Source organism: Nocardiopsis sp. iso_237, from assembly GCF_056173345.1.
The window spans coordinates 3,152,945-3,178,641 of record NZ_CM149669.1; the positions used below are offsets into that span (position 1 = coordinate 3,152,945).

The 25,697-nt window shown below is 72.5% G+C and carries 25 protein-coding genes; 13 read left to right on the forward strand and 12 right to left on the reverse strand.

What is annotated here, in order from left to right; genetic code table 11:
* Positions 1-76 precede the first annotated feature (76 nt).
* On the reverse strand, positions 77-1,351 hold the full coding sequence (locus AC0VYM_RS14430; RefSeq protein ID WP_475462790.1) for a TRAP transporter large permease: 1,275 nt from the start codon (positions 1,349-1,351) through the stop codon (positions 77-79).
* A complete protein-coding gene (locus tag AC0VYM_RS14435) occupies positions 1,348-1,887 on the reverse strand; it encodes a TRAP transporter small permease (RefSeq protein WP_475462791.1) in 540 nt (179 codons plus the stop codon). The genes AC0VYM_RS14430 and AC0VYM_RS14435 overlap by 4 nt, the downstream gene beginning before the upstream one ends.
* A 152-nt stretch (positions 1,888-2,039) precedes the next feature.
* On the opposite strand from AC0VYM_RS14435, the gene AC0VYM_RS14440 reads away from it, so the two are divergent.
* Positions 2,040-3,041 carry a LacI family DNA-binding transcriptional regulator gene (locus tag AC0VYM_RS14440; RefSeq protein WP_475462792.1) on the forward strand — a complete coding sequence of 334 codons (1,002 nt, stop codon included), beginning with the start codon at positions 2,040-2,042 and terminating at the stop codon, positions 3,039-3,041.
* Positions 3,042-3,195: 154 nt separating this feature from the next.
* On the opposite strand, the gene aztD is transcribed toward AC0VYM_RS14440, so the two are convergent.
* From aztD to aztB, 4 genes are all read right to left on the reverse strand, one after another.
* Positions 3,196-4,383 carry a zinc metallochaperone AztD gene (gene aztD / locus AC0VYM_RS14445; RefSeq protein ID WP_475462793.1) on the reverse strand — a complete coding sequence of 396 codons (1,188 nt, stop codon included), beginning with the start codon at positions 4,381-4,383 and terminating at the stop codon, positions 3,196-3,198.
* Between the two features lie 65 nt (positions 4,384-4,448).
* Positions 4,449-5,366: a zinc ABC transporter substrate-binding protein AztC gene (gene aztC / locus AC0VYM_RS14450; protein WP_475462794.1), complete on the reverse strand. Its 918-nt coding sequence runs from the start codon at positions 5,364-5,366 to the stop codon at positions 4,449-4,451.
* 5 nt (positions 5,367-5,371) lie between these two features.
* Positions 5,372-6,550, reverse strand: a complete 1,179-nt coding sequence (locus AC0VYM_RS14455) for a YncE family protein (protein WP_475462795.1) — start codon at positions 6,548-6,550, stop codon at positions 5,372-5,374.
* Entirely contained in the window at positions 6,547-7,437 is an 891-nt protein-coding gene (gene aztB, locus AC0VYM_RS14460; protein ID WP_475462796.1) for a zinc ABC transporter permease AztB, read from the reverse strand. Before aztB ends, AC0VYM_RS14455 begins: the two co-directional genes overlap by 4 nt.
* Positions 7,438-7,528: 91 nt before the next feature.
* Here aztB and aztA point away from each other — a divergent pair, with 91 nt between their 5' ends.
* From aztA to AC0VYM_RS14495, 7 genes are all read left to right on the forward strand, one after another.
* The gene (gene aztA, locus AC0VYM_RS14465; RefSeq protein WP_475462797.1) at positions 7,529-8,164 is read left to right on the forward strand and encodes a zinc ABC transporter ATP-binding protein AztA; all 636 of its coding nucleotides are present in this window, start codon (positions 7,529-7,531) and stop codon (positions 8,162-8,164) included.
* Between the two features lie 170 nt (positions 8,165-8,334).
* A complete protein-coding gene (locus AC0VYM_RS14470; RefSeq protein ID WP_475462798.1) occupies positions 8,335-8,559 on the forward strand; it encodes a hypothetical protein in 225 nt (74 codons plus the stop codon).
* Between the two features lie 72 nt (positions 8,560-8,631).
* The gene (locus tag AC0VYM_RS14475; protein ID WP_475462799.1) at positions 8,632-9,441 is read left to right on the forward strand and encodes a helix-turn-helix domain-containing protein; all 810 of its coding nucleotides are present in this window, start codon (positions 8,632-8,634) and stop codon (positions 9,439-9,441) included.
* Positions 9,442-9,571: 130 nt separating this feature from the next.
* Complete coding sequence (locus tag AC0VYM_RS14480; protein ID WP_475462800.1) at positions 9,572-10,597, forward strand: iron-siderophore ABC transporter substrate-binding protein; 1,026 nt, start codon at positions 9,572-9,574, stop codon at positions 10,595-10,597.
* On the forward strand, positions 10,594-11,637 hold the full coding sequence (locus AC0VYM_RS14485) for a FecCD family ABC transporter permease (RefSeq protein ID WP_475462801.1): 1,044 nt from the start codon (positions 10,594-10,596) through the stop codon (positions 11,635-11,637). The genes AC0VYM_RS14480 and AC0VYM_RS14485 overlap by 4 nt, the downstream gene beginning before the upstream one ends.
* Positions 11,634-12,668, forward strand: coding sequence for a FecCD family ABC transporter permease (locus AC0VYM_RS14490; protein WP_475462802.1), 1,035 nt, complete (start codon positions 11,634-11,636; stop codon positions 12,666-12,668). Before AC0VYM_RS14485 ends, AC0VYM_RS14490 begins: the two co-directional genes overlap by 4 nt.
* Positions 12,665-13,477, forward strand: coding sequence for an ABC transporter ATP-binding protein (locus AC0VYM_RS14495; protein WP_475462803.1), 813 nt, complete (start codon positions 12,665-12,667; stop codon positions 13,475-13,477). The genes AC0VYM_RS14490 and AC0VYM_RS14495 overlap by 4 nt, the downstream gene beginning before the upstream one ends.
* Positions 13,478-13,486: 9 nt before the next feature.
* Here AC0VYM_RS14495 and AC0VYM_RS14500 read toward each other — a convergent pair whose 3' ends face one another.
* A complete protein-coding gene (locus tag AC0VYM_RS14500) occupies positions 13,487-13,945 on the reverse strand; it encodes a MarR family winged helix-turn-helix transcriptional regulator (RefSeq protein ID WP_475462804.1) in 459 nt (152 codons plus the stop codon).
* 239 nt (positions 13,946-14,184) lie between these two features.
* Here AC0VYM_RS14500 and AC0VYM_RS14505 point away from each other — a divergent pair, with 239 nt between their 5' ends.
* Entirely contained in the window at positions 14,185-15,591 is a 1,407-nt protein-coding gene (locus AC0VYM_RS14505; RefSeq protein ID WP_475462805.1) for an FAD-binding oxidoreductase, read from the forward strand.
* Between the two features lie 5 nt (positions 15,592-15,596).
* Here AC0VYM_RS14505 and AC0VYM_RS14510 read toward each other — a convergent pair whose 3' ends face one another.
* Positions 15,597-16,889 carry a phthiocerol/phthiodiolone dimycocerosyl transferase family protein gene (locus tag AC0VYM_RS14510; RefSeq protein WP_475462806.1) on the reverse strand — a complete coding sequence of 431 codons (1,293 nt, stop codon included), beginning with the start codon at positions 16,887-16,889 and terminating at the stop codon, positions 15,597-15,599.
* A 380-nt stretch (positions 16,890-17,269) separates the two neighbouring features.
* On the opposite strand from AC0VYM_RS14510, the gene AC0VYM_RS14515 reads away from it, so the two are divergent.
* Positions 17,270-18,514 (forward strand): cytochrome P450 family protein, encoded by a 1,245-nt coding sequence (locus tag AC0VYM_RS14515; protein WP_475462807.1) that lies wholly within the window; start codon positions 17,270-17,272, stop codon positions 18,512-18,514.
* A gap of 127 nt (positions 18,515-18,641) precedes the next feature.
* Positions 18,642-19,772: an acyl-CoA dehydrogenase family protein gene (locus AC0VYM_RS14520; RefSeq protein WP_475462808.1), complete on the forward strand. Its 1,131-nt coding sequence runs from the start codon at positions 18,642-18,644 to the stop codon at positions 19,770-19,772.
* A gap of 70 nt (positions 19,773-19,842) precedes the next feature.
* On the opposite strand, the gene AC0VYM_RS14525 is transcribed toward AC0VYM_RS14520, so the two are convergent.
* The 4 genes from AC0VYM_RS14525 to AC0VYM_RS14540 are packed head-to-tail and all read right to left on the reverse strand — an operon-like array spanning position 19,843 to position 23,208.
* On the reverse strand, positions 19,843-20,436 hold the full coding sequence (locus AC0VYM_RS14525; protein WP_475462809.1) for an NADPH-dependent FMN reductase: 594 nt from the start codon (positions 20,434-20,436) through the stop codon (positions 19,843-19,845).
* Positions 20,437-20,438: 2 nt separating this feature from the next.
* Positions 20,439-20,696: an acyl carrier protein gene (locus tag AC0VYM_RS14530; RefSeq protein WP_475462810.1), complete on the reverse strand. Its 258-nt coding sequence runs from the start codon at positions 20,694-20,696 to the stop codon at positions 20,439-20,441.
* A gap of 26 nt (positions 20,697-20,722) precedes the next feature.
* On the reverse strand, positions 20,723-21,946 hold the full coding sequence (locus AC0VYM_RS14535; protein WP_475462811.1) for a ketosynthase chain-length factor: 1,224 nt from the start codon (positions 21,944-21,946) through the stop codon (positions 20,723-20,725).
* Positions 21,943-23,208 (reverse strand): beta-ketoacyl-[acyl-carrier-protein] synthase family protein, encoded by a 1,266-nt coding sequence (locus AC0VYM_RS14540; RefSeq protein WP_475462812.1) that lies wholly within the window; start codon positions 23,206-23,208, stop codon positions 21,943-21,945. The genes AC0VYM_RS14535 and AC0VYM_RS14540 overlap by 4 nt, the downstream gene beginning before the upstream one ends.
* Before the next feature lie 263 nt (positions 23,209-23,471).
* Here AC0VYM_RS14540 and accD point away from each other — a divergent pair, with 263 nt between their 5' ends.
* On the forward strand, positions 23,472-25,202 hold the full coding sequence (gene accD / locus AC0VYM_RS14545) for an acetyl-CoA carboxylase, carboxyltransferase subunit beta (protein WP_475462813.1): 1,731 nt from the start codon (positions 23,472-23,474) through the stop codon (positions 25,200-25,202).
* On the forward strand, positions 25,199-25,696 hold the full coding sequence (locus AC0VYM_RS14550; RefSeq protein ID WP_475462814.1) for an acetyl-CoA carboxylase biotin carboxyl carrier protein: 498 nt from the start codon (positions 25,199-25,201) through the stop codon (positions 25,694-25,696). The genes accD and AC0VYM_RS14550 overlap by 4 nt, the downstream gene beginning before the upstream one ends.
* The last annotated feature ends 1 nt before the right edge of the window (position 25,697 follow it).

The window sequence follows — 25,697 nt, forward strand, 5'->3', positions numbered from 1 at the left end:
TGGGGCCTTTCGGTGGGGCGCGGGGAGTGGGCTTGGACGGGGTGCCGTGGGTGGCGGCGTCCGGCGGACGGCGTCGCTAGAGGCCGAGTCGGCCGGGGAGGAACAGGACGAGTTCGGGGGCCACGGTGAGCAGGCCGAGGACCGCCAGGAGCGGGATCAGGAACGGAGCGGTACCGCGGAACACCTCGTGCATGGGGGTTCGGGTCGCCGACCCCAGGACGAAGAGCACGCCGCCGATGGGTGGGGTGAGCAGGCCGATCATCAGGTTCACGATGGCGATCACCCCGAAGTGGACCGGGTCGACGCCGAACTGCACGGCGATCGGCAGGAGGACCGGCACCGTGATGACCAGGGCCGCGATGGGCTCCAGGATGGTGCCGATCAGGATGAGCGCCACGTTCACCAGCAGGAGGAACACGACGGGGCTGTCCGTGAAGCCGAGCAGGAACGAGGCGATGTCCTGCGGCACCCGCTCGCGGGCCAGGACCCAGCCCAGCAGCCCCGACGCGGCGAGGATCAGGGTGATCGACGCCGCCGTGGTGGCGGTCTCGACGGCGATGCCCCACAGGGAGCGAAGGGTCAGGCGCCGGTAACAGAACCCGAGGACGAGGACGTAGGCGACGCCGACGGCGGCGGCCTCGGTCGGGGTGAACAGACCGCTGAGGATGCCCCCGAGCAGCAGGACCGGCGCCCCCAGGGGACCGATGACGCGGAGAGCGGCGGACCGGAACTCTCCGGGGGCCGAGCGCCGTCCGGCGAGCTGGGGCTGTTTGCGGCTCCAGACGAAGACGTACAGTGCGAGGCCGCCCGCGATGAGCAGGGCCGGGACCACGGCGGCGGCGAACAGCGCGGCGGTCGAGACCGCCGCCACCGACGCGTAGACGATCGCGGGGATGCTCGGCGGCATCACCGGGCTGATGAGGCTGGAGGAGGCGGTCAGCCCCAGGGCGAAGCGCCTGGGGTACCCCCGGCTGGTCATGGCCGGGACGAGCATCTTGCCCATGCCCGCGACGTCGGCCAGGGCCGTGCCGCTGATCCACGAGAAGCCGACGCTGACGCCGATGTTCACGTAGCCCAGGCTGGCGCGCACCCGGCCGAACAGCACCTGGGCGAAGGCGAAGATGCGGTCCGCGATCCCCGTGCGGTTGGCGACCACTCCCAGCAGGACGAACAGCGGGACCGCGAGCAGCGGGAAGCTGTTGACCTCCTGCGCCGCCGTGCGCAGGCTCAGCCCCGTCGACTGGTCCGTGACGACCATGTAGAGGAGGGTCGGCCCGAGGATCGCGAAGGCCACGGGGACCCGCAGCACCAGGAGGACGAGAATGCCGGTGACGACCAGTGCGGCGCTCATTCGGCACGCTCCTCGGGGGTGGACTCCAGGGCCGGGGGCGCGGGAAGGAGGGTGTTGGCCAGGGCGCGCAGCGCCGCGAGGGACAGCCCGATCATGGGGATCACGTAGGTCCAGGACAGGGGGAGGTTCAGGGCCGGGGTGGTCTGCGGGGAACCACCGAAGACCAGTTCGGCCGCCTCGAACACGAACCCCGCGGCGACCGCGGCGACGACGACGTTGGCCAGGACCCAGACCCCGCGCAGGAACCGCCCGCGGGCGACGTGGTCGACGAGCTTCAGGGTGATGTGCTCGTCCCGGCCCACCAGGTATCCGGCCAGGGAGAAGGTCAGCCACACCAGGCCGAACCTGGCCAGTTCGCCGGTCCAGACCCAGCCGGCGACCGGAAGGTGGCGCTGGGTCGCCTGGACGAGCATCAGGGTGAAGACGAGGGTGAGCAGGAGGGCTCCGACGACGAGTTCGGCCCTCTCCAGGTAGCGGACCACCGTCCGTACGGGGCCCGGGGGCCCGGTGTCGTTCGGTTCGGGGGGTTGGGTCATCCCAGTCGGCTCCAGTCGGGAGGACACGGCTTCGCGCTGATCAGCGACCGTGGACGTGGTGGGTGTCACATTTTTGTGAACTCTAGGTATCCGTTCACAGCTGTGGCAAGCGATTGCCAAAAGTTGTCGTATTCCGGTAGGAAGGGGGCGAGATGAACACTCCGAGGCGCACGACCATCTACGACGTCGCGGCCGAGGCGGGCGTGGCGGCCTCCACGGTCTCCCGGACCTTCGGCAACCCCCGCCGGGTGAACGCGACCACGCGCGAGCACGTGCTCCGGGTCGCCGAACGCCTCGGGTACCGGCCCAACCCCCTGGCCACGGCCCTCCAGTCCGGGCACAAGGCGACCATCGCGATGCTGGTCCCCGACATCACCAACCCGCACTTCTTCGGTACGATCCGGGGCGCGGAACGCCGGGCCAGCGAGGCGGGAGTCACCTTCATCCTCGGCAACACCGAGGAGTCGGCGGCCAACGAGCGCAACCAGATCGAACGGCTGGACCATTCGGTGGACGGCTTCGTGCTGGCGGCCAGCCGCATGAGCGACGAGACGACCGTGGGGATCGCCCAGAGCCACAACCTGGCGCTGGTCAACCGCGAGGTCGACGGCCTTCCCGGCGTGGTGGTCGACAGCGGCCCGGGGAGCTGGCAGATCATCGAACACCTGGCCTCGCTGGGGCACCGGTCGATCGTCTACCTCTCCGGACCGCACCAGTCCTGGCTCGCCAGCGAACGGTGGAAGGCGCTCAGGGGGGCGGCGGAGCGGCGCGGGCTCACCGTCGCCCGACTCGGCCCGTTCCCGCCCAGGGTCAGCGGGGGCGGAGCCGCCGCCGACGCCGCCCTGGTGTCCGGGGCGACCGCGCTGGTGGCCCACAACGACCTTCTCGCCATCGGTGTCCTGCGCCGTCTGTCCGAACGGGGGGTGGCTGTCCCCGGGCGGATCAGCGTGGTCGGCTACGACGACATCTTCGGCGCCGACCTGTGCGTTCCCGCCCTGACCACCCTCGCCGGTCCGGAGGACGAGGCGGGCAGGGTCGCGGTGGAGCTCCTGCTGAGGAAGGGCTCGCTCTCCACGGCGCACCCGGCCCCGCAGCGCGTGGTCCTGCCCACCCATCTGGTGATCCGGGACTCCACGGGCCCCGCGGCCCTCTGAGCCCGCCTCGGCCGGATCCGGCCGAGGCGACCGGGCCCGGACCGGGACGCGGAACCGGCGAGACGGGGACGGCCCGGGCAGCCCCGCGCGTTCGCGCCTGGGGCACCCGGGCCGCAGGGAAGGCCGTCCCACCGACCGGTGGGACGGACGATCCCTAGTGGGCGACGCCGCTCAGCTCGTTGGGGGCCTCGTCCAGGGTGGCCGAGCCGGTGACCTCACCGGAGGCCAGGTCCACCGCGTGCACCTGGCTGGTGGCCGGGTCGCTCACGTAGGCGGTGCCGCCGCGCACGAACAGCGCGGGCCGGGGGTCCTGCCACTCCACCGGCTCCTCCCACGCGTCGATCAGCTCGATGCTCCGGGTGAGCTCGCCCGAGTCCGGGTCGATCTCGTGCAGCGCGCCGTCGGTGCCCAGCACCAGGGCCTCACCTGCCGGGCCCCGGCCCAGGGAACGGAAGGTGTAGCTGGAGGGCAGGTCGACCAGTTCCAGGTCGCCCTCGGCGGTGTCGACCAGGGCGATCCGCTCGGGGCGCTCCAGTTCGGCGTCGGGGTCGGTCTTGTAGTCGCCCAGGATGACCGGTGACTCGTCCGAACCGGCCTGGTTGCCGATCCGCCCGTAGTCGTCGGGGCTCTCGATCTTGGTGAAGGCGCCGTCCTGGTAGACCAGCGCGCCGTCCTGGCATCCGATGGCCACGGCCCCGCCCTGGGCCGCGCTCTCCCCGTGCACGCCCGGGCAGTCCTCGCTGCGGGCGATCTCCTCCCCGTCGGCGTCCAGGACCAGCGCGCCGACCCGCTCCTCCTCGTTGCCGAGGGTGAGCAGCAGCTCGCCGTTCTCCAGCTCGACCGCCACCCCGTGGTGGGCCTCCTCGGCGGTGTGGACGTCGGTCTCCTCGGGCAGACCCGCGCCCAGCGCGTCGGTGTCGAAGGCGGTGACCTCCCCGGTCCCGTCCGCGAACAGGACGGTCCGGCCGTCGTGGCGCACCACGTGACCGGGGGTGTCGGCCGGGAAGAGGGTGTCGGTGAGCTCGGCGCCGGCGGCGTCGAGGACCTGGAAGCCCTCGGAGGTGGAGACGAACACGTGCCGGTCGTCCCCGGCGGGGTTGACCCGGTTGAAGCCGTCCAGCTCGATGTCGGCCACCACCTCCAGGGACTGGCCGTCCAGGACGTACAGGCCGCCGTCGTAGGTGGTGACGAGGGGCTCCGTGGCCACGGCCTCGGCCGGGGTCCCCTCCTCGTCGGCGCCCGCGGCGCCGTCGTCGGTTCCGTTTCCGCAGGCGGTCAGGAGGAGACCGGCGGACAACAGGGCGGGCAGGGCCGCCGCTCGGGTGGTGCGGTTCGAACGCATGCTTCTTCTCTCTCGGGGATGGGTGGTGCGGGGGGTGGCTGGGGGGCGGGTCGAAGGGGCGGGACTCAGTCGTCGCGGAGTCCGGCGGTGATCGCCTCGGTGTTGGCGCGCATCATCTCCAGGTAGGTCGCGGCGCCCCCGCCCTCACGGCTCAGGGACTCCGAGAAGAGCGGGACCACCTCGATCTCCACCCCGGCCTCCTCGGCCATCACGGTGGCCAGGCGGTCGGGCTGGGAGGAGTCCGCGAAGACGGCGGAGACCCCCGCCTCCGCGACGGCGTCGGAGAGGTCCTTGAGGTCGGAGGTGCTGGGCGAGGCCAGGGTGGTCCCGCTGGGGATCACGGCCCCGATCACCTCGAAGTCGTAGCGGTCCGCGAGGTAGCCGAAGACGTGGTGGTTGGTGACGAGCCTGCGGTTCTCGGCGGGCAGGGCGGCGAACTCCTCGCCCATCCACGCGTCGAGTTCGTCCAGCTCGGCCGCGTAGGTCTCGGCGTTGGCGCGCACGGTGTCCGCGTCGACCCCGTCGACCTCCTCGATCACGCGCTCCGCGATCAGCTCGACGGCCAGCCCGACCCGGGCCGGGTCGGTCCAGAAGTGCGGATCCGGCTCGCCCTCGCTCGCGTCCGAGGTGTAGGGGAGCGGATCGACGCCCGGACCCACCTCCAGGGCGGGTACCCCGGCCTCCTCGGCGGCGGTCACGTTGCGGGCGACGCCCTCCTCCAGGCCGAGGCCGTTGTGGACGACGAGGTCGGCGTTCTCCAGGGTCGCGGCCTCGCGGGCGGAGATCGCGAAGGAGTGCGGGTCGGTGTCGGGCGGCATCAGCACGGTGACCGGAGCCTGGTCACCGACGATCCGAGCGGTGACGTCACCGAGGATGTTGGTGGTCACCACGACCCCGGTGCCGTCTCCCTCCGAGGAACAGGAGGCCAGCGTGAGGGTGAGTGAGGCGGCCGCGATCGCGGCGAGGGGGCGTCGGGGCAGCATGGCGGTCACCGTCCGGTCTGGATCATCAGGTGCGGCGCGATCCCCGGGTCGAGGGTGCGGGCCACACGGAGGTCGTCGGCGTAGTCGATCTCGTGGACGACCCCGGCCTCGGGGTCGCTGACGTAGGCGCGGGAGGTGTCGGCCGTGAGTGTGGGCGGGTGTTCGGGGTCCACCGTGTCCAGCAGGTCGGTGGTGGCCTCCTCCTCGCCGGTCTCCGGGTCGAGTGCGCGCAGGGTCCCGTCGTCGGCCAGGACCAGGACCGGCCCCTCCTCGCCGGTCGCCGTCGCGGCCACGGTGCCGGGCTGCTCGTGGGCCCGCCACTCGGGGACAGCCAGGTCCAGGACCCACAGGGTGTCGTCGTCGGGAAGCGCGGCCAGGACGGCGGATCCGGATCGGTGATGGAAGGGGCCACCGCGTTCCTCGCCGGGGTGGGGGAGGGTCGCGGCGCTCAGTTCGCCGTCCTCCTCGGTGACGTGGAGGGTGCCCTCCGCGCAACCGACCACCAGGCCCCGGCGGGTGACGGCGGCAGCGTCGGGGTCGGTGCAGGTCGCCTCCGGGTCCGCCTGGGGTGTGCCGTCGCGGTCGAGTACGCGGACCGTCCCCTCGGCGTCGACGGCGACCAGGGCCCCCTGGTAGGGCAGGACCGTGGTCTCCTCGTCGACCGGGACGTCCGTGGTGGCGACCGTCCCGTCCTCCAGCTCCGCCCTCTCCAGCAGCAACGATGCTCCCTGGTCAGTGGTGACCGAGGTCAGCGCGGTGTCGGTGACGACGTGCGCGGGGTCGGGGAGGTCCAGGGCACCGACGTCTCCGGAGCCGGTTCGGTAGTAGTGGTTGTGGTCTCCGTGGTCCACGGTCCACACGCCGCTGTCGAAGACCTCGGTGGTCCCTTCATCGGATGAGCTTAGATAGGCGAAGCGGCCGTCTCCGGTGAGGCCGTCCACCGCCGGGACCTCGCCCAGTTCCGTGACCTCCTCGGTGATCAGGTCCAGGAGCCGCACCTGGCCGGTGCCGGTGTCGGCCACGACCAGCCGGAGCTGCGGTTCGGCGGTCTCCTCGGCGCCCTCGACGTACCCGTGGGGCGTCTCCTCCTCGGCGGCCTCGGGTTCGGTGGTGCCAGAGCAGGCACTCAGCAGGGTGATCAGGGCCGCCGCTCCCAGGGCGGCGGTGCGGTGTCGACGGTTCACGGTGTCACCGTTCCTTCCAGGTCAGAGGGCTGGGGTGCGGGGCGTTCCGGGTCTGCCGGTCGTCTGGCGAGCCCGCGTGAGCGCAGGCCGGAGGCCAGGGCCGAGACGAAGAAGAACGCCACCGCCGTGGCCGCGATGCTCGCTCCGGCCGCCGTCTCCCAGTGCCAGGAGACGAGCAGCCCGACATAGGTGGCGGCGCCGCCCAGCAGCGCGGCGGTGAGCATGATCCCCGGGATGCTCCTGGCCCAGAGCAGCGCGGTGGCGGGCGGGGCGATGAGCAGGCCGAACACCAGCAGCGTGCCGACCACGTGGAACGAGGCGACCACGGCGAGGGTGACCAGGCCCAACAGGGCGGCGTGCGCGGCGCGCGGCGCCAGGCCCAGGGTGTGCGCCTTGCGGGGGTCGAAGGCCAGCGCGACGAACGCCCGGTGGCCGACGACCGCGACCACCAGTGCGGCCGCGAGGGAGAGCCCCAGGTGGAGCAGGTCCCGCTCGCGCACTCCCAGGACGTCCCCGAAGAGGAAGGCGGTGAGGTCGACCGCGAAGGAGGCCGAGTGCGACACGAGGATCACGCCGACCGAGAGCATCCCCACGAACAGCAGGCCGATGCTCGTGTCCTGCGACAGCCGACGGGAGCGGCTCAGGGCGGTGACCCCGGCGGCCATGGCCCCGGCCGCGAGGGCGGCGCCCACGAACAGGCTCTGTCCGAACAGCGCGGCCAGGGCGACCCCGGGCAGCATGCCGTGCGACATCGCGTCCCCGAGGAAGGCCATGCCCCGCAGGACCACCCAGGTGCCCGCGATCGCGCAGACGGCGGAGACGAGGAGCCCCGCCCAGAGCGCACGCTGGACGAACGTGACCCCGAAGGGTTCGATCAGTGCTTCCATAGTGGGAGACTCTACAACGATAACCATTATCGTTTTCACATCGGGTCGGGTCAGACGAACCCGGACACAGCAGAAACGGGGGTCACGAGGGATGAGGATCGACCACGTGTACGCGGGTTACGACGGGACGGACGTCCTCCGGGGTGTCACCGCCGAGATCCCCGAAGGGGCGGTCACCGCCCTGGTCGGGGCCAACGGCGCGGGCAAGTCCACCCTGCTCGGGGTCCTGGCGGGAACGGTCGCGCCCCGGAGCGGAAGCGTCGTCCCGGCGCGGCCCGGCCGCCCCGCGTTCGTCGTGCAGCGCAGCGCGGTCCCGGACACCCTGCCGCTCACCGTGCGCGCCACCGTGACCATGGGCCGCTGGGCGCAGCGGGGGTGGTGGCGCCCGCTCACCCGGCACGACCGCCGCGTGGTCGACAAGTGCATGGAACAGGCAGGTGTCGCGGACCTGGCCGGCCGGAGGCTGGGGGAGCTCTCCGGGGGGCAGCGCCAACGCGCCCTCATCGCCCAGGGCCTGGCCCAGGAGGCGGGTCTGTTGCTGCTGGACGAACCCTCGGCCGGGCTGGACCAGCACTCCACGGGCCGGATCCGGGAGCTGGTCACCGAGGTCGCCGCCGAGGGCGTCACCGTGGTGCACGCCACCCACTTCACGGAGGAGGCGCGGGACGCGGACCACGTCCTCGCCCTGGAATCGGGCCGCGTGGTCACCCCGACCTCCGCCGTGTGACCTTCGCGACGGCGGTACCCCTGCGGCTTCCCTGCGGCGGCGGGTAGGTCCGGGCACCGCGCGTCGGAGCTCCGGCCACCGGACCGTCCGGAGCCGCTGGCGCCGGAACGTACGGTCGGCGGGGCCCGGATACCGTGGTATCGGACGCGAGCCACGGAGAGGGGCCGGGCATGGGGATCGGGATCGTGGTGGGTCTGCTCATCATCGTGGGCGGGGTCGCCCTGGTGATCGCGGTGCTGGGCTTCCTCCTGTCCAGGGCGCGCGCCTCGGGCCGCTCCGTCTCGCGCGGGCGCGGCACCGGCGAGGGCGGGGCCGCGTTCCACGCGGGTACCCGCCCCGGGCCCCGGTACGGCTCGGACGCCGGACCCGGGTACGACACCCGACCCCGGTTCTGACACCCGGGGCCGCGCGCGGCTCCCGGCGACCGGTTTGGTCCTCGCGGGGTGCCCCGGCATAGCCTGGGTGACGTGGGCATACAAGGCAGGGCGGTGCGCGGGCGCGCGGGTGCGGTGGAGAACCGCAGTCTCCCCTCGTACGGGGCGGGTGAGATCGACGTTCCCTACGTGGTGCACGGTACCGACGAGGTGATCGCGCGCGACACCTACTGGGAGGAGCACTCGCACCCCACACACGAGCTGCTCTGGAACCTGCGCGGGGCCTCCACCGCCACCACCGGCGCGCGGGTGTGGACCATCACCCCGTCGGTCGGCCTGTGGATCCCGGCCGGGACGCCCCACTCCGGGTGGACCCCGGCGGGGACCTGGCACCACGCGGCCCAGTTCAGCGTGCACGCGGTACCGGCCATCGCGGACACCACCGTCGCGGTGGAGGTCACCCCGCTCCTGCGCCTGCTGCTCGAACGGCTCAACTCCGACGGGCTGGACCGGGAGTCGCGCGCCAGGACCGAGGCGGTGGTGCTCGACCTGCTGGCCCCGGCCCCGGTCGAGCTGCTGCTGAAGATCCCCGAGTCCACCCTCCTGGAACCCATCGTCGCCGCCGTTCGCGCCGACCCCGCCGACGACACGACCCTCGCGTCGTGGGCCGCGCGACTCGGCGTGAGCTCCCGTACGATCACGCGGGCCTTCCGCGCGCAGACCGGTCTCGGGTTCAGCCAGTGGTCGGCGGCCGCGCGCGTGCAGCACGCGATCACGCTGCTCTCCGTGGGGGAGGAGATCGAGGAGGTGGCCGAGAGGGTCGGCTACCACTCCGCGAGCGCGTTCGGCGCGGTCTTCCGGAGGGTGACGGGCATGAGCCCCGGGCGGTTCCGTGTCCAGTGACGGCGGAATGTCCGTTCCGCGAGGTTCGATGTCCCTTTCGAGCGATTGCGAACCAACTGAGTGCACCCTAAATTCGGTTAGGCAAACCTAACTCCCGGTTTCCGGGGTTGGTCACCACCGGAAGGACACCATGACCCGCGCCCCACGGCTGGCCGCGATCGCCACCGCCGCACTCATCCCCCTCACCCTCGCCGCGTGCTCCTCCTCGCCCTCCGGGGAGAGCGAGGCCTCCTCCGGTGACTGGACCCCCGTCACCGTCGAGCACGCCCTCGGTACGACCACCATCGACTCCGAGCCGGAACGGGTCGCCACGGTCAACTGGGCCAACCACGAGGTCCCGCTCGCCCTGGGCGTCGTCCCGGTCGGCATGGCCGCCGCCACCTTCGGTGACGACGACGACAACGGCGTGCTCCCGTGGGTCGAGGAGAAGCTCGAGGAACTGGACGCCGAGACCCCCGTCCTCTTCGACGAGACCGACGGCATCGACTTCGAGGCCGTCGCCGACACCCAGCCCGACGTCATCCTCGCCGCGTACTCCGGCCTGACCCAGGAGGACTACGACACCCTCAGCGAGATCGCCCCCGTCGTCGCTTACCCGGAGACCGCATGGGGCACCTCCTGGCGCGACACCATCGAGCTCAACAGCGCCGCCATCGGCAAGGCCGACGAGGGCACCGAGCTCATCGCGGACCTGGAGGCCGAGATCGACGCCGCGGTCGCCGAGTACCCGCAGATCGAGGGCGCTGCGGCGATGTTCATGACGCACGTGGACACCACCGACCTCAGCGAGGTCAGCTTCTACACCACCCACGACACCCGCGCGCTGTTCTTCGAGGACATCGGGATGGCCACCCCGGAGAGCGTGGCCACCGCCTCCGCCGAGACCGACCAGTTCTCCCTCACCCACAGCGCCGAGCAGGCCGACGCCTTCGACGACGTCGAGGTCATCGTCACCTACGGCGGCGAGGAGCTGGTCGAGGCGCTGGAGGGCGACCCGCTGCTGTCGCAGATGCCCGCCGTCGAGAACTCGGCCGTGGTCAACCTGCCCGGCGACAGCCCGCTCGGCACCGCCGCGAACCCGACCCCGCTGTCGATCTCGTGGATCCTCGACGACTACCTGTCGCTCCTGGCCGAGGCCGCTGACGGGGCGCAGTGATCACCCAACAGTCACCCACCGATGTGGGGGCCGCCACCGTGCGGCCCCCACGCCGGGGCAGGCCCCTCTGGCTCCTCGTGGTCCTCGCGGTCCTGCTGGTCCTGATGTTCCTCTCAGTCTCGGTCGGATCGCGCGACGTCCAGTGGGCCGACATCGTGGCGGCCTTCGGCGGATCGGCCGAGGGCTTCAACGAGGCCGCCGTGGCCAAGCGCATCCCCCGGACCCTGCTCGCCGTGCTCGTGGGCGCGGCGCTCGGGGTCTCCGGCGCGGTCATGCAGGGCGTGACCCGCAACCCCCTGGCCGACCCCGGGATCCTGGGCGTGAACATGGGCGCCTCGCTGGCCGTCGTCATCGGTATGGCCTACCTCGGCCTGGCCACGGCCACCGGATTCATCTGGGCCGGAATCGTCGGCGCGGCCGTCACGGCCCTGTTCGTGCACGTCATCGGCTCTCTGGGCCGGGGCGGAGCGAGTCCGCTGAAGCTGGCCCTGGCCGGTGCGGCCACCTCCGCCGCGCTGTCCTCGTTCATCAGCGCCGTCGTGCTGCCCCGCAACGACATCGCCGACGGGGTCCGCTCCTGGCAGATCGGCGGCGTGGGCGGTGGCACGTTCGCGACCCTCTCCCACGTGCTGCCCTTCCTCGTGGTCGGGTTCGTCGTGTGTCTGCTCTCCGCCCGTGGCCTCAACCTGCTGGCACTGGGCGACGACCTCGCGGCGGGCCTGGGTGAACGCGTCGCGATCTCGCGGGTCACCGCCTCGGTCGGCTCCGTCGTGCTGTGCGGCGCCAGCACCGCCGTCACCGGTCCGATCGGGTTCGTCGGACTGGTGATCCCCCACGTGTGCCGCCTCCTCGTGGGGGTCGACCACCGCTGGCTGCTGCCGTTCTCGGCCCTGACCGGCGCCGCCCTGCTGACCGCCGCCGACGTCGTCGGCCGCGTCGTGGCCCGCCCGGGACAGATCGATGTGGGGATCGTGACCGCGCTGGTCGGCGCCCCCTTCTTCATCTACATCGTCCGACGTCAGAAGGTTCGTTCCCTGTGACCATCTCCACCGTCGAGACCGTCACGCGCGGTCGCGCGCGCCGGGCGCGCCGACGGCACACCGTGATCGTCGTCCTCGCCGTCCTGCTCGTGGTCGGCTTCGCCGTCACCCTCATGGTGGGGCAGACCTTCTACCCGCCCGGTGACGTCGCGCGGGTCGTGCTCGGCCAGGACGTCCCCGGCGCCTCGTTCACGGTCGGTCGGCTCCGCCTGCCCCGCGCCGTGCTCGCGATCGCCGCCGGGGCGTGCTTCGGGCTGGCCGGGGTCACCTTCCAGACCATGCTCCGCAACCCCCTGGCCAGCCCGGACATCATCGGTATCAGCGCCGGGGCGAGCGCGGCAGCGACCTTCGCGATCGTGGTGCTCTCCCTGGACGGGGCCGGAGTGTCCGTCTTCGCGATCGTCGCCGGACTCGGCGTGGCCATGGTCATCTACCTGCTGTCGTACAAGGACGGGGTCTCGGGCACCCGGCTCATCCTCATCGGTATCGGCGTCGCGGCCATGCTCCACAGCATCACCTCCTACATCCTCGACCGCGCGGCCACCTGGGACCACCAGGAGGCGATGCGCTGGCTCACCGGCAGCCTCAACGGCGCCGGGTGGGGAGCGACGGTGCCGGTCGTCGTCGCGCTGGTGCTCATCGCGCCGGTGCTCCTGGGTCAGGCCGGGAACCTGTCCGCCCTCCAGCTGGGTGACGACACCGCCTCGGCCCTGGGTGTACGGGTGGACCGCACCCGGCTCCTGGCGGTGGTCGGAGCGGTCGGGCTCATCGCCTTCGCCACCGCCGCGTCCGGGCCGATCGCCTTCGTGGCCTTCCTGGCCGGGCCGATCGCCGCCCGCCTGGTGGGTTCGGACGGCTCCCTGCTGGTGCCCTCCGCCCTGGTGGGCGCGCTCCTGGTCCTGGTCGCGGACTTCTGCGGCCAGTTCGCCTTCGGGACCCGCTTCCCGGTCGGGGTCGTCACCGGTGTGCTCGGTGCCCCCTACCTCGTCTACCTCATCATCCGCAGCAACCGCGTGGGAGGCTCCCTGTGACCACGGACCACTCGCTCCTCGTCGAGGACCTGACGCTCGGGTACAAGGACCGCGACGTCATCGACTCCCTGGACCTGGCCGTGCCGCCCGGCCGGATCACCGCGATCGTCGGCGCCAACGCCTGCGGCAAGTCCACCCTGCTGCGCTCGATGTCGCGGCTGCTGGCGCCGCGCTCCGGCCGGGTCCTGCTGGACGGCCGGGAGGTCCACCGCATGCAGCCCAAGGAGGTCGCCCGGACCCTGGGCCTGCTCCCGCAGTCACCGGTGGCCCCGGAGGGCATCACGGTGAGCGACCTCGTGGGCCGGGGACGCCACCCCCACCAGCGGTTGTTCACCCGCTGGAGCAGGGAGGACGACGAGGCGGTCGCGGAGGCCCTGGAGGCGACGAGGACGGTGGAGCTCGCGGACCGGCCCGTGGACGAGCTCTCCGGCGGACAGCGCCAGCGGGTGTGGATCGCCATGGCGCTGGCCCAGCGCACGGACCTGCTCCTGTTGGACGAACCGACCACGTTCCTGGACGTCAGCCACCAGGTGGAGGTTCTGGACCTGCTCACCGACCTCAACGCCTCGCGCGGGACCACGGTCGTGCTGGTCCTGCACGACCTCAACCTGGCGGCGCGCTACGCCGACCACCTGATCGCGCTGGCCGGGGGCTCGCTCCACGCGGCGGGTCCGCCGGAGCGGGTGCTCACCCCGGAGACGGTGCGGGTGGTGTTCGGCATGGAGAGCCAGATCATCACGGACCCCACCTCGGGGAAGCCGTTGATGCTCCCCATCGGCCGCCACCACCGCGCGGTGCCGGTGGACTGAGCGCGGGGGTCAGGAGTCGAGGTCGATGATCTCCGCGAGCGTCCGGCGCAGCGCCGTGATCCGCTCCTGGCCGAGCCGGTGCGCCCACCGCTCCTCCAGGTCCCGGAGGATGTCGGCGGCGGCGGCCTGCCCCCGGCGGCCCCGTTCGGTCAGACGGATGATCTTGGCCCGACGGTCGGCGGGGTCGGCCGTCCGCTCGACGTAGCCGTCCCGTTCGAGTTCCGCGACGATCTCGCCGATGGCCTGTTTGGTGAGGCCGGAGCGCTCGGCGAGCGAGGTCAGCCGTGATCCCTCCGGGTCGATGAACCGGAAGACGGAGCCGTGCCGGTAGCGCACGCCCTCGAACCCCTGCTCGTTGAGGCGTCGGTGGAGTTGTTCGACCGTTACGTCCTTGGCCCGCGTGAGCAGGCTGGGAAGTGGAGGCAGGGCCTCGGTCTCCTCGTCCGGTTGCCCGGATCGCGTCGTCATTCCGGGTGGCCCTCCCGCTCCGACAATATAGTCAAGGTGCTTGACAATCTTGGGTGTGCCGATAGTACGGTGATCTTACCAATTCGCTCAGGCGTCCCCTCCTGAAGGGAGGGGCCGACACCCCCCGAAAAGCGTGAGTCGTAGGAGTCGCCGCGGGTCCGTCCCCCGGCACGTCGCGTTCGGCGCGGTCGGACCCGTGCGCCGATCCTGAGCACCGACCACCCACAGCAGGGAAGAACATGACTCGTCCCGACCCGCAGCCCACCACCCTCGACCCCGCCGAGATCGACGCCCTGACTGCTCGTGTCGCCGGGCCGGTGCTCGCCCCCGGGGACGACCGGTACGACGAGGAGCGCGCCGGCTCCCAACTGGCCCGCCAGCACCGCCCCGACCTGGTCGTGGGCGCGACCGGACCCGCGGACGTCCAGGCGGCGGTGTCCTTCGCGCGAGACCACGGGCTCGGGGTCGCGGTCCAGGGCACCGGACACGCCTCGGCCGCCGTCGCCGCCGAGGGCGGCCTGCTGATCACCACCACGCGGATCAGCGGTGTCCGGGTGGACACCGGAGCCGGTACCGCGTGGGTGGCCGCGGGGACACGGTGGGACCAGGTCATCCACGAGGCGGCCGCCGTCGGACTGGCGCCCCTGTCCGGTTCCCTCCCGGCGTTGAACGCGGTGGCCTACACCCTCGGCGGCGGGATCGGCCTGTTGTCCAGACGCTTCGGCTACGCCGCGGACCACGTACGCGCCCTCGACGTCGTCACCGCTGACGGCCGGTTCCGCCACGTCACCGCGGACTCCGACCCCGACCTGTTCTGGGCGCTGCGCGGCGGGCGGGACAACTTCGGCGTGGTGACCGGCATGGAGATCGACCTCTTCCCGGTCTCCACGATCTACGGCGGCGGCCTCTTCTTCGCCGGGGAGTCGGCCACGGAGGTCTTCGAGGCCTACCTGCGCTGGACCGCCACCGTGCCCGACGCGATGAACTCCTCCATCGCGCTGATCTCGTTCCCCGACGTGCCCGCGCTCCCCGCACCGCTGCGCGGCCGCCACGTCGTCCACGTCCGTGTCGCCTACTCCGACGACGACCTCGACGCCGGAGAGCTCATCGTGGCGCCGTTGCGCGCGCTCGGCCCGATGATCGACAACCTGCGCCAGCTGCCCTACTCCGAAGGGGCGTCGATCCACAACGACCCCGTCGTCCCCGGCTCCTTCGAGGCGGGCAACGCCCTGCTGGGCGAACTCGACGCCACGGCGGTGCGCGCGGTGCTCGACCTCGCCGGGCCGCACGCGCCGGTGCCGCACATCGTCGAGCTCCGCCACCTGGGCGGAAGGCTCGCCCAGGCGCCGGAGGTCGCCAACGCCGTCGGCAACCGTGACGCGCGCTACCTGCTCAACGTCGCCTCCCGGCTGGAGCGGGCCGACATCACGGAGATCCGACCCGCTCACGAGCGCCTGCTGGAGGCGGTGGCCCCGTGGGGCACCGGGGGCGGGTTCCTCAACTTCATGAACGGGGAGAAGGGCGCCGCGCGGGTGAGCTCCGCCTACGATCCGAAGGACCACCAGCGCCTCACCGAGATCAAGGCCGTCCACGACCCGGACAACCTCTTCCGGCACAACCACAACCTCCCTCCCGCCACCCCCTGAGGTCGTCAGCCGAGCGCCGCCGCCAGCACGGCGTCGACACTGTCGTCGGCGAGGCGCTCGGCCCGCGCGGCGGAGACCGCGCCCTCCACGTGGGTGAAGTTCATGGTGAGTCGGCCATGGCTCGTGCTGACCGAGGCGCCGAAGTGGCCGACCACCGAGATGCCCCCGACGAACTGCGCCCCCGAGATCCGGCACGCCCCCACCCTGTCGGGGAAGTCGAATCTCCCGATGTTGGAGACGAAGTAGTTGAACGGCCCGTGTTCCTCCAGGAACCGGACGAAGGGCTCGCTGTCCGCGACCCCGGCCGGTCCGTGTTCCAGGAGGGTGGCCGAGGCGAAGTGCTCGCCGCGCCGCCTGCGCTCCGCGAGGTCCCCGCTGATGGTCCGGGCCATCTCCCACAGGCAGTCCGGCTCGTAGCGGACCGACGAGGGAAGCGCCGACACGTAGGCGCCGACCTCGTCCTCGGACACCGGCGGGTCGAGGTCGTCCCGGAACCCGATCGGTGAGCCGATGGTGAAGTACCCGGGTGCGGGTTCCGCTGTGTCGCGGGCCACGGCGGACACCATCGCCGCCGCCAGCACCCCGTGCACCGTGACGCCCTCCCGCCGACAGGCCCGGGTCAGGCCCGTGAGCGCCTCGCCCGACAGGGACCGGTGCGACAGGCGGGTCCGGCGGCGGTCGAACGGTACGAAGCGCTCGGCTTCCAACCGTCCCCCGGCGCGCTGGAGTACGCCCGGGTCCGCTCCGTCCACCGGAACGCCGTCGGAGGAGATGCCGACGCCGTGCGCCGGGAACAGGGACTCCACCGGGGGAGGGGCGGGGCGACTCGTGACGGTCGCGGCGGACTCCGCCGGGTCGAGGGCGAGCCGGACCCACCGACGCAGCAGTGCGAGCGGGGTCGTTCCGTCCGCGACGCAGTGCGCGACGGTCATGACCAGGTCGTGGACCCCGTTCGGCAGGCTGATGACGACGGCGCGTGCGAGCGGCCCCGAGCGCCAGTCGATCGGCGCGGTGAGCTCGTGCCCGTCCAGCTCCTGCAGCCATCGCGTGTCCTCGTCGTCGCCGGAGGGGCGTACCTCGCGCAGCGGGACGGGGCGGCCGGTCGGCCGGAAGCGCGGGTTGTTCCCGGACCGATCCGTCGCGACGGCCACACGGAGCAGGGGGTGCCATGCCTGGAGTGAGGCCAACGCACCGCGCAGGGCGGAGGGGTCCACGTCGCCCTCGACGCGGACCCGGGCGCAGACGTTGAGGGTGGAGAGCTGGTCCGCGACCCAGTACCAGCGTTCGGTGGGGCTCAACGCCCGGGTCACCTCCACCCGCGTACCAGTGGTGTCCGCCGGGGCGGAGGGGAAGGGAGAGGAATTCATGAGAAAGGATCCCGTCGCTACGCGCTGTATCGCTCTGAATATTGACAGTTGCGGATATCCGGGCATGCTGAAAGGCGGGGAACACGGGTTCTGACGCGAGGTCACGCGGGTGGGTTCGGCAGAATGACCAGGAATTCTCGGTGACGTGGATCATGGCGTCGAAAAGGACGAATTCCATTCTCGCGCTACCGTTCCTCAAGGGTCGGGCAGGAGCATTCCGGGTTGAAGTCGGCCTGAAGGGGCCGGCCGCGGAAGCGCGTTCCGCGAGGCGCGCCGCACCGCGCGCCCCCGACCCCAGGAGGTATGCCACCGTGACCGATGCGACGGCCACCGACGTTCCCCTTGTCCGCATCGACCCCTCGGGTCAGGACCACCACGGCGAGGCGGCGCGGACACGCGCGCTCGGGCCGGTCGTCCGCGCCGTGCTCCCCGGCGGCGTGCACATGTGGCTGGTCACCGAGTACGCCCTCCTCGCCGACCTGGTCACCGACCCCAGGGTGAGCCGCGACTGGCGCCACTGGCGCGCGCTGCGGGACGGTGAGGTCCCCGAGGACTGGCCCCTGCTCAACATGATCCGGATCAACAGCGTGATGTCGCGCGAGGGCGCCGAGCACAGGCGCCTGCGCCGACCGCTGACCCGCACCTTCACCCCGCGCCGGGTGGCGCGCCTGCGACCCCGCGTCGAACGGGTCGTGGCCGAACTCCTGGACGACCTGCCCGGCCGGGTCGACCCCGACGGTTCGGTCGACCTGCGACGGCACTTCGCCTACCCGTTCCCCATGCGGGTGATCTGCGAGCTGATCGGGGTTCCCGAACCGTGGTGGCCCCGGTTCCGCGAGCTCGTCGACGGCGTCCTGCGCGCCGACACGACCGCAGAGGAGACCGAGGCGCTCCAGCGCGAACGCCACGAGCTGTGGGGCCGACTCATCGGCATGCGGCGCGCCGAACCCGCGGACGATCTCACCAGCGCGCTGCTCGCCGTCAACGCCGAGGACGGCGCGGCCCTGACCGACGAGGAGCTGGAGGACACGCTGTGGATGCTCATCGGCGCGGGCCACGAGACCACGCTCGGGCTGATCGTCAACGCGACCAAGGCGCTGCTCACCCACCCGGAGCAATTGGCCCTGGTCCGTGGCGGGGCGCTCTGGGCCGAGGCCATCGAGGAGACCCTGCGCTGGGACGCCCCCATCGGGAACTTCCCGGCCCGGTACCCCCTGGAGGACGTCACCGTCGGCGGCGTCACGATCCCCGCCGGGGAGGCCATCCTGGCGCCTTTCAGCGGGGTCAACCGTGACCCGGCCCGGTTCGGCCCGGGCGCCGACCGGTTCGACGTCACGCGTCCGCCCGGCAGACACCTGGCGTTCGGCGGCGGACCGCACTTCTGCCTCGGCGCCCGCCTGGCCCGGATGGAGGCGGCCGTGGCCCTGCCCGCCCTGTTCGCCCGCCACCCCGGCCTGCGGCTCGCTGTCGACCCGGACGAACTGACCCCGGTCCCGTCGTTCGTCTCCAACTCCCTGAGCGGCCTGCCGGTCCGCCTCGGGCCGTCGGCCGACTGACCCCGGAACGGACCGCCTCCGAGGTGCCGTGGCGGGACAGGCGCGTTGCAGTGAGACGCCACCGCGTTTCAAGGACCCCGTGCGAACGTCGTCCCACATCGGGAGAGACCGTGAACGGGAGGCAGGAATGCTGGAGCGGGCGCAGGACACGACCAGCCTGACCGGGGCCGGAGAGGACCTCGCCGTCCTCGCGAGGGAGCACGCCGCCGAGGCGGACACACGCAGGGCCCTGTCGCCCCGGGTCGTCCAGGGGCTGGTGGCGGCCGGGTTCCCCCGGCAGTCGGTGCCGAAGGCCTTCGGAGGCGAGGGGGCCTCGTTCTCGGACCTGTTGGGAGCGTTGCTCGCCGTGGCGCGCGGGTGCGCCTCCGCGTCGTGGTGCGGGCTGACCCTCGCCTCCTCCGGACGGATCGCGTCCTTCCTGCCGCACGAGGGGCAGCGGACCCTCTGGGCCGACGGCCCGGACGTCCCGCTCGCGTCGGCCCTGCCCCCGTCCGGCGACGCGGTGCCGGTGGCCGGCGGCTGGCGGGTGAGCGGCCGGTGGGGGTTCGTCAGTGGCGTGGACTTCGCCCAGTGGGTCCTGGTCTGTGTCCCGGCCCGGCGGGGGGCCGGCGTCGAACCGATCTTCTGCGCGGTTCCGAAGGACCGGTACCGGATCGAGGACACCTGGTTCACCCTGGGCATGCGGGGGACCGGCAGCCGGACGATCGTGGTCGAGGACGTCTTCGTCCCCGACCACCTCACCTGTCCGCAGAGGAACGTGATCCAGGGCGACAACGCGCACACGGAGGGGGCCGCGTACCGGGTCCCGGTCCGGGGCGCCATGCCGCCGCTGTTCGTGGCCCCCGCGCTCGGCGCCGCCCTGGCGGCCCTGCCCGCGTGGGCGGAGGAGCTGCGCCCCAAGAAGCGCGACGGGTTGCCGGTTCCCCGGCACCCCGGTCTGCGCGACGTCCTGGCGAAGTCGTCGGCGGAGCTGGACGCGGCCCGGCTGGTCGTCGAACGTACGAGCGCGGTCGCCGACGCCGGTTCCCTCAGCGACGAGGACGTCGTACGCGCCGCCCGCGACGCGACCCAGGCGGCCGACCTCGTGCGGGACGCCACCCGCCGGATGTTCGAGCAGGGCGGCACGTCCGTCCAGGCCGACGGGCACCCCTTCCAGCGCACCTGGCGTGACGTGCACGCGGCGCTCTCCCACGCGATGCTGCGCCACGAGTTCTCCGCCGGACCCTACACCCAGCGCGTCCACTGGCCCGCCGAGTGACCGGACCGGAGGGGCCCACGGGCCCGGGCCACACGGGTGACACCGAGCGGCCCGGGCCCGTTCGCGGGTCCTAGGTCGGGCTCGCGTGGGGGACCGGGCTCCCGAGCCGACGCCGCGCGAACCCGACCACCTGGCCCGCGACGATGCCCAGCTGTTCGCGATAGGGCGAGACGGGTACGCCCGCGTCGTCGAAGCACGGCAGGGACGAGTTGATGACCACGCCCAGCGGGGTCGGCCAGGCGCGCAGCGCGTGCGTCATCGCGCGCATCTGGGCCAGCGTGGCGGCCGGGGCCTGCCAGCCCGCCCCGGTCGCCACGCACCCCACGGCACGTTCGTCGAGGTAGGGGCGGGGATCGTCGCGCAGGTCCTCGGCGTAGTCCATGGCGTTCTTCATCAGGCCGGACATGCCCCCGTGGTAGGCGGGGGAGACGAGCAGCACGCCGTCGGCCGCACGCAGGGCCTCGATCAGGCGGTGTGCCCGGGGTACCCGTCGCGCGGTGTCCGGACGGTACGCGGGCAGGTCGATCCCCGCCGCGTCCAGCATGAGCGACTCGGCGTCGAGCTCGTTGGCCACACCGAGGGCGTAGCGTAGCGCGCGCTCGGTGCTGGAACCCTCGCGCGTCGTGCCGCCGATGCCCACGATCAGGGGTCGCGGCGCGTCCATCGTCACCCCCGCTCGGCCGGGGTGGAGTTCACCAGGTCGACCATCGCGCGCGGGGTCCGCAGGTCCATGATCTGCTCGTCGTCGAGGACGACCCCGAACCTGCGCTGGATCAGCGCCGCCGTCTCCATCAGGGCCAGCGAGTCGTATCCGAGTTCCTCGAAGGAGTGGTCCAGGCTCTCACCCGGAGACAGGTCGGACTCACTGTCGCCCGCCGCCTCCGCCAGGAACTGGAACAGGTCGTCCACCGTCAGCTTGCTCATCGAGGGATCCTCTCGTCCATGTCGTATCACCATCGGTTCTCGTCCGCCCGGCGGAGCACGAGGGCGGAGTTGAAGCCGCCGTGGCCCCGGGCGATGACCAGCGCGGTCGCGCAGGCCCGCTCCCGGGGCGCGCCCGTGACCAGGTCGATCCCGTAGTCGTCGGGCACGTTCTCGGTGTGCGGCGTCGGCGGGATCACCGAGTCCCTGAGGGTCAGCAGCGCCGTCACGGCGTCCACCGGACCGCCGCCCGCCCCGAGGCGGCCGAAGCCCGCTTTGGGCGCCGTCACCGGAACCCGGCGCGGGCCCAGCACCGCGCTGATCGCCTCCGCCTCGGTCCGGTCCGGCCCCGCCAGCCCCGCGGAGTCCGCGAACACGACGTCCACCGTGGGGACTCCCGCGTCCGCCAGGGCCGACTCGATCGCGCGGCGCAGAGCGGGCGGGCGGTCTGAACCGGGGCGCGGGTCGAAGGTGGCGGCGTAGCCCGCAACCTCGCCGAGGACGGATACGCCGCGCTCCCGCGCCGACCGTCCGTCCTCCAGGACCAGGGCCGCACCGCCCTCGCCGGGCACGTAGCCGTCCACGTCCCGGTCGAACGGGCGGTACGCGCTCCGAGGGTCGGAGCCCCGGCTGACCAGGCCGTGCGAGTACTGGGAGACGAACCCCCACGGGTCGAACGCGGAGTCGAAGCCCCCGGTGACGATCACGCGTGCCCCGCGCCGGATGTTGCGCCGTCCCTGGCCGATCGCGTCCAGACCACCGGCCTGTTCGCCGACCAGCACGCCGCACGGTCCGCGCATCCCGTGCCGGATGGAGATCTGACCCGTGTTCGCCGCGTAGAACCAGGCGAACGACTCGTACACGCTGACCAGCTTCGGCCCCTGGTTCCACAGCTTGCTGAACTCGCGGTGGGTGAACTCCGAACCGCCCTGGCCGTTGGACAGCACCACCCCCGTGTCGAAGTCCGACATCTCCGCGTTGTCGAGCCCGGTGTCCTCCAGCGCGGCCTCGGCGGTGACCAGCGCCAACCGGGTCACCCGGTCGGTCTGCGGCACCAGCCGCTTCGGCAGGCGGGCCTCCACGTCGAAGTCCCGGATCTGCCCCGCCAACCGCACGGAGAGGTGTGCGGCGTCGAAGCCGGTCACCGGTCCGATGCTCGTCCGCCCCTCCAACACGGACAGCCAGTGCTCCTCGGTGCCGACCCCGCTGGGGGTGACCGCACCCATGCCGACGACCACCGTGGACGCGTTCACCGGGTCACCTCCGGGCGGCTCAACACCATCGCGCTCTGGAAGCCGCCGAACCCGCTGCCGACCGTGAGCACCGCGTCGAGCCGCTGGTCCCGCGCCTCCAGCGGCACGTAGTCCAGATCGCACTCGGGATCCCGTTCACGCAGGTTGGCCGTCGGCGGCACCACCCCGTGGGTCAGCGCGAGCACCGAGGCCGCGATCTCGATCGACCCGATCGCCCCCAGGGAGTGGCCGACCATCGACTTGATGGAGCTCACCGGGACCCGGTAGGCGTGCCGCCCGAGACCGCGTTTGAACGCGGCGGTCTCGTGCCAGTCGTTCTGGAGGGTGCCGGACCCGTGCGCGTTCACGTAGTCGATGTCGTCGGGGTTGAGCCGGGCCTCGCCCAGCGCGGTGGTGATCGCCTCGGCCATCTCGGCGCCGTCCTTGCGCAGACCGGTCATGTGGTGGGCGTTGCACCGCGTGGCGTAGCCGGAGATCTCCCCGTAGATCAGGGCGCCCCGGCGGCGGGCGTGCTCGTACTCCTCCAGCACGAACATGGCTGAGCCCTCGGCCAGCACGAACCCGTTCCGGGTGGCGTCGAAGGGCCGCGAGGCGTGTTCGGGGTCGTCCAGGCGCGGCGTGGTCGCCTTGATGGCGTCGAAGCACGCCACCACGATCGGGGAGATCGGCGTGTCCGCCGCTCCGGCGACCATCGCCGTGGCCGTGCCCTCGCGGATGATGTCGGCGGCGTGGGCCACCGAGTCGATCCCCGACGTGCAGCCGGTGGAGATCATGGTGACCGGTCCCTCGGCGCCGACCCGCCACGCGACCTCACGCGGCATCGCGGCGGGCACCAGGTAGTCGAACATGTGCGGTGACAGGTGGTCCTCGTCCATGACCCAGTGGCGCCCGCTGTCGGACAGGACCAGGTACTCCCGTTCGAGGCTGGTGGCCGCGCCGACGGCGCTACCCACGCTGACCCCCAGCCGGCCGGGGTCGAGGGTCCGCGGGTCGAGTCCGCTGTCGGCGACCGCGTCGAGCGCGCACACCACGGCGAACTGCGCCGCACGGTCCAGTCTGCGCTGGTCGCGCGGTGACACGCCCTCGAACGCGGGGTCGAAGTCGCACTCCCCGGCGACCTGGGAACGGTGGTTGGACGGGTCGAACAACGAGATCCGACGGGTGGCCGTGCGGCCCGCCGTCAGTAACTCCCAGAACTCCTTCGTCCCCGCTCCGCCCGGCGCCCGGACGCCGATCCCGGTGATGACGACTCGCCGTCTCATTGGAACAGCCCCTTCGGTCGATGTGGATCACCGGTCCGCCGTCACCCTGCGCGTCGCCGGTGGCGCCGATCGGTTGATCCCGCTGTCGGCCAGAATCGACCGCGTCCATTGAAGACCGGTAGCGGTGCGATGGAACGCGCGAACGCGAGTCACGCGCTAGGGGTCGTCGAGGGCCGATACATAGCGTCACCGTCAGTCGAACCAGGGCCGCGGCCGCCACCGGGCAGGGCGGCGAAGAGATCTGACGAGGTGATCTGCGCACGATGACTCCAACGATCAGAAGGGCCGGGGCGGATCCGGCGGGCTGGGTGCTGTGCGGCGGCTGCGACGCCCCCGTGTACCACCGCAAGTGGGAACGTGAGGCACGGGTGTGCGCCGACTGCGGAGCGCACGGGCGGTTGAGCGCGCGGGCCCGCCTGGAGGCGCTGTTCGACCCGGGCAGCGCCGTTCCCATCAAGGAGCACGTGCCCACGGAGGACGTGCTGGACTTCGTGGACCGCAGGCCCTACGCGGAGCGGCTTCGGGAGGCCCGCGCGCGCACCGGGATGGACGAGGCCGTGCTCTGCGCCAGAGGCACCGTCGAGGGCTGTCCGGTGGTCGCGGCGGTGATGGACTTCGCGTTCATGGGCGGCAGCCTCGGCGGAGCGGTGGGGGAGCTGGTCACCCGGGCGGCGGAGACCGCCGCCGCCGAGCGGGCCCCCTTCCTGCTGGTGACCGCCTCGGGCGGGGCTCGGATGCAGGAGGGCCTGGTCTCCCTCATGCAGATGGCCAAGACGAGCGCGGCCATGGCCCGGCTCGACGAGGCGGGGGTGCTGACTGTCTGCCTGCTCACCGACCCGACCTTCGGCGGTGTCGCCGCCTCCTTCGCGACCCTGGCCGACGTGATCATCGCCGAACCCGGCGCGAGGATGGGGTTCGCCGGGCGGCGGGTGATCGAGCAGACCGTGCGGCAGCGACTGCCGGAGCACTTCCAGACCGCCGAGTTCCTGCTCGAACGAGGGTTCATCGACCTGATCGTGCCCCGAAGGGAACAGCGCGGCGTGCTGGCGAAGCTCCTCCGGGTCGGGGCCAGGGCCAAGCCGGACACGTTCGGCGGGGAGCCCGCGCCGGTACCGGCTCTCCCGCGTTCGGGAGGTGTCGTCCGCGATCCCGGGCTGCTCACGGAACCGGACCCGTGGGACCTGGTCCGCGCCGCGCGGGCCTTGGACCGGCCGACGGCGCTGGAGTACATCGCGGCCGTCTTCACGGACTTCCTGGAGCTGCACGGCGACCGGTGCTCGGGGGACTGCCCCGCGATCGTGGCCGGGACCGCCTGGTTGAACGGCCGCCCGGTGGCCGTCGTCGCGACGCAGAAGGGCCACGACCCCGCCGAGCTCGCCGCGCGCAACTTCGGCATGGCCACGCCGCCGGGCTACCGCAAGGCCCAGCGCGTGATGCGGCTGGCGGCCAAGCTGGGTCTGCCGGTCCTCACGCTGGTGGACACCGCGGGCGCCCACCCGGGTGCCCAGGCCGAGGAACAGGGACAGGCGCTGGTCATCGCGGAGACCATCCGGAGCCTGACCACACTGGCGGTCCCGGTGGTCGCGGTGCTCACCGGAGAGGGCGGGAGCGGCGGTGCGCTGGCGCTGGCCACCGCGGACCGGGTGCTCAGTCTGTCCGGGAGCGTCTACTCGGTGATCAGCCCGGAGGGCTGCGCGGCGATCCTCTGGCAGGACCCGGCGGCCGCCCCAGCCGCTGCCAGGTCGCTGGGGATCACCCCGCGCAGCCTGCTCGCGAGCGGCGTCGTGGACGGGGTCGTGCCCGAACCGCCGGGCGGGGCGGCCGCCGACCCGCTGCTTACCGCCGACCGGATCCGCTGGGCGCTGGGGGAGGCGCTCGGGGAGCTTGACCCGCTGACCGGAGAGGAGCTGGTCCGGGGCCGCCACGACCGGTTCCGCCGCTTCGGGGCCCCCTCCGAACCGCCAGTCACGGCCCTCGGGGAGGTGGTCCGATGACGTCCCCGGACGAGACCGCTCACCAGGCGGGCGGCGCCCCCGGTGGGCCGGGCACCCGCGTCGGTGAGATCGTCACGGCGGTACGGGACCTCCTCGACACCCTCCCGCACCGGCCCGAACGCGTGTCCGTGCGGGCGGGCGACGTGGACATCGAGGTGGTCTGGCTGAGCCCGGGCGCGGCCACGCCTCGGGAGGCGCCCCCGGCTGACCCGGCGGCGGAACCGGTGCCCGCAGCCGTCGACGACGGGACCCGCTGGATCTGCGCGCCCAGCGTCGGCGTCTTCTACCGGGCCCCGGAACCCGGGGCCGGACCGTTCGTCGAGGAGGGCGAGACCGTCGAGGCGGGCCGACAGGTGGCCATCGTCGAGGCCATGAAGCTGATGCTGCCGGTGAAGGCGCAGGACTCCGGGCGGGTCGGCGCGATCCTGCTGAAGGACGGCGAACCGGTGGAGTACGGCGACCGGCTCATCGAACTCCTACCCGACGTGAACTGAC

What these genes read in the sequence shown, in the direction of transcription:
- AC0VYM_RS14430 (WP_475462790.1), bottom strand. Translation starts at nt 1,351, where the DNA reads ATGAGCGCCGCACTGGTCGTCACCGGCATTCTCGTCCTCCTGGTGCTG.
- AC0VYM_RS14435 (WP_475462791.1), bottom strand. Translation starts at nt 1,887, where the DNA reads ATGACCCAACCCCCCGAACCGAACGACACCGGGCCCCCGGGCCCCGTA.
- AC0VYM_RS14440 (WP_475462792.1), top strand. Translation starts at nt 2,040, where the DNA reads ATGAACACTCCGAGGCGCACGACCATCTACGACGTCGCGGCCGAGGCG.
- aztD (WP_475462793.1), bottom strand. Translation starts at nt 4,383, where the DNA reads ATGCGTTCGAACCGCACCACCCGAGCGGCGGCCCTGCCCGCCCTGTTG.
- aztC (WP_475462794.1), bottom strand. Translation starts at nt 5,366, where the DNA reads ATGCTGCCCCGACGCCCCCTCGCCGCGATCGCGGCCGCCTCACTCACC.
- aztB (WP_475462796.1), bottom strand. Translation starts at nt 7,437, where the DNA reads ATGGAAGCACTGATCGAACCCTTCGGGGTCACGTTCGTCCAGCGTGCG.
- aztA (WP_475462797.1), top strand. Translation starts at nt 7,529, where the DNA reads ATGAGGATCGACCACGTGTACGCGGGTTACGACGGGACGGACGTCCTC.
- AC0VYM_RS14470 (WP_475462798.1), top strand. Translation starts at nt 8,335, where the DNA reads ATGGGGATCGGGATCGTGGTGGGTCTGCTCATCATCGTGGGCGGGGTC.
- AC0VYM_RS14480 (WP_475462800.1), top strand. Translation starts at nt 9,572, where the DNA reads ATGACCCGCGCCCCACGGCTGGCCGCGATCGCCACCGCCGCACTCATC.
- AC0VYM_RS14500 (WP_475462804.1), bottom strand. Translation starts at nt 13,945, where the DNA reads ATGACGACGCGATCCGGGCAACCGGACGAGGAGACCGAGGCCCTGCCT.
- AC0VYM_RS14505 (WP_475462805.1), top strand. Translation starts at nt 14,185, where the DNA reads ATGACTCGTCCCGACCCGCAGCCCACCACCCTCGACCCCGCCGAGATC.
- AC0VYM_RS14520 (WP_475462808.1), top strand. Translation starts at nt 18,642, where the DNA reads ATGCTGGAGCGGGCGCAGGACACGACCAGCCTGACCGGGGCCGGAGAG.
- AC0VYM_RS14525 (WP_475462809.1), bottom strand. Translation starts at nt 20,436, where the DNA reads ATGGACGCGCCGCGACCCCTGATCGTGGGCATCGGCGGCACGACGCGC.
- AC0VYM_RS14530 (WP_475462810.1), bottom strand. Translation starts at nt 20,696, where the DNA reads ATGAGCAAGCTGACGGTGGACGACCTGTTCCAGTTCCTGGCGGAGGCG.
- AC0VYM_RS14540 (WP_475462812.1), bottom strand. Translation starts at nt 23,208, where the DNA reads ATGAGACGGCGAGTCGTCATCACCGGGATCGGCGTCCGGGCGCCGGGC.
- accD (WP_475462813.1), top strand. Translation starts at nt 23,472, where the DNA reads ATGACTCCAACGATCAGAAGGGCCGGGGCGGATCCGGCGGGCTGGGTG.
- AC0VYM_RS14550 (WP_475462814.1), top strand. Translation starts at nt 25,199, where the DNA reads ATGACGTCCCCGGACGAGACCGCTCACCAGGCGGGCGGCGCCCCCGGT.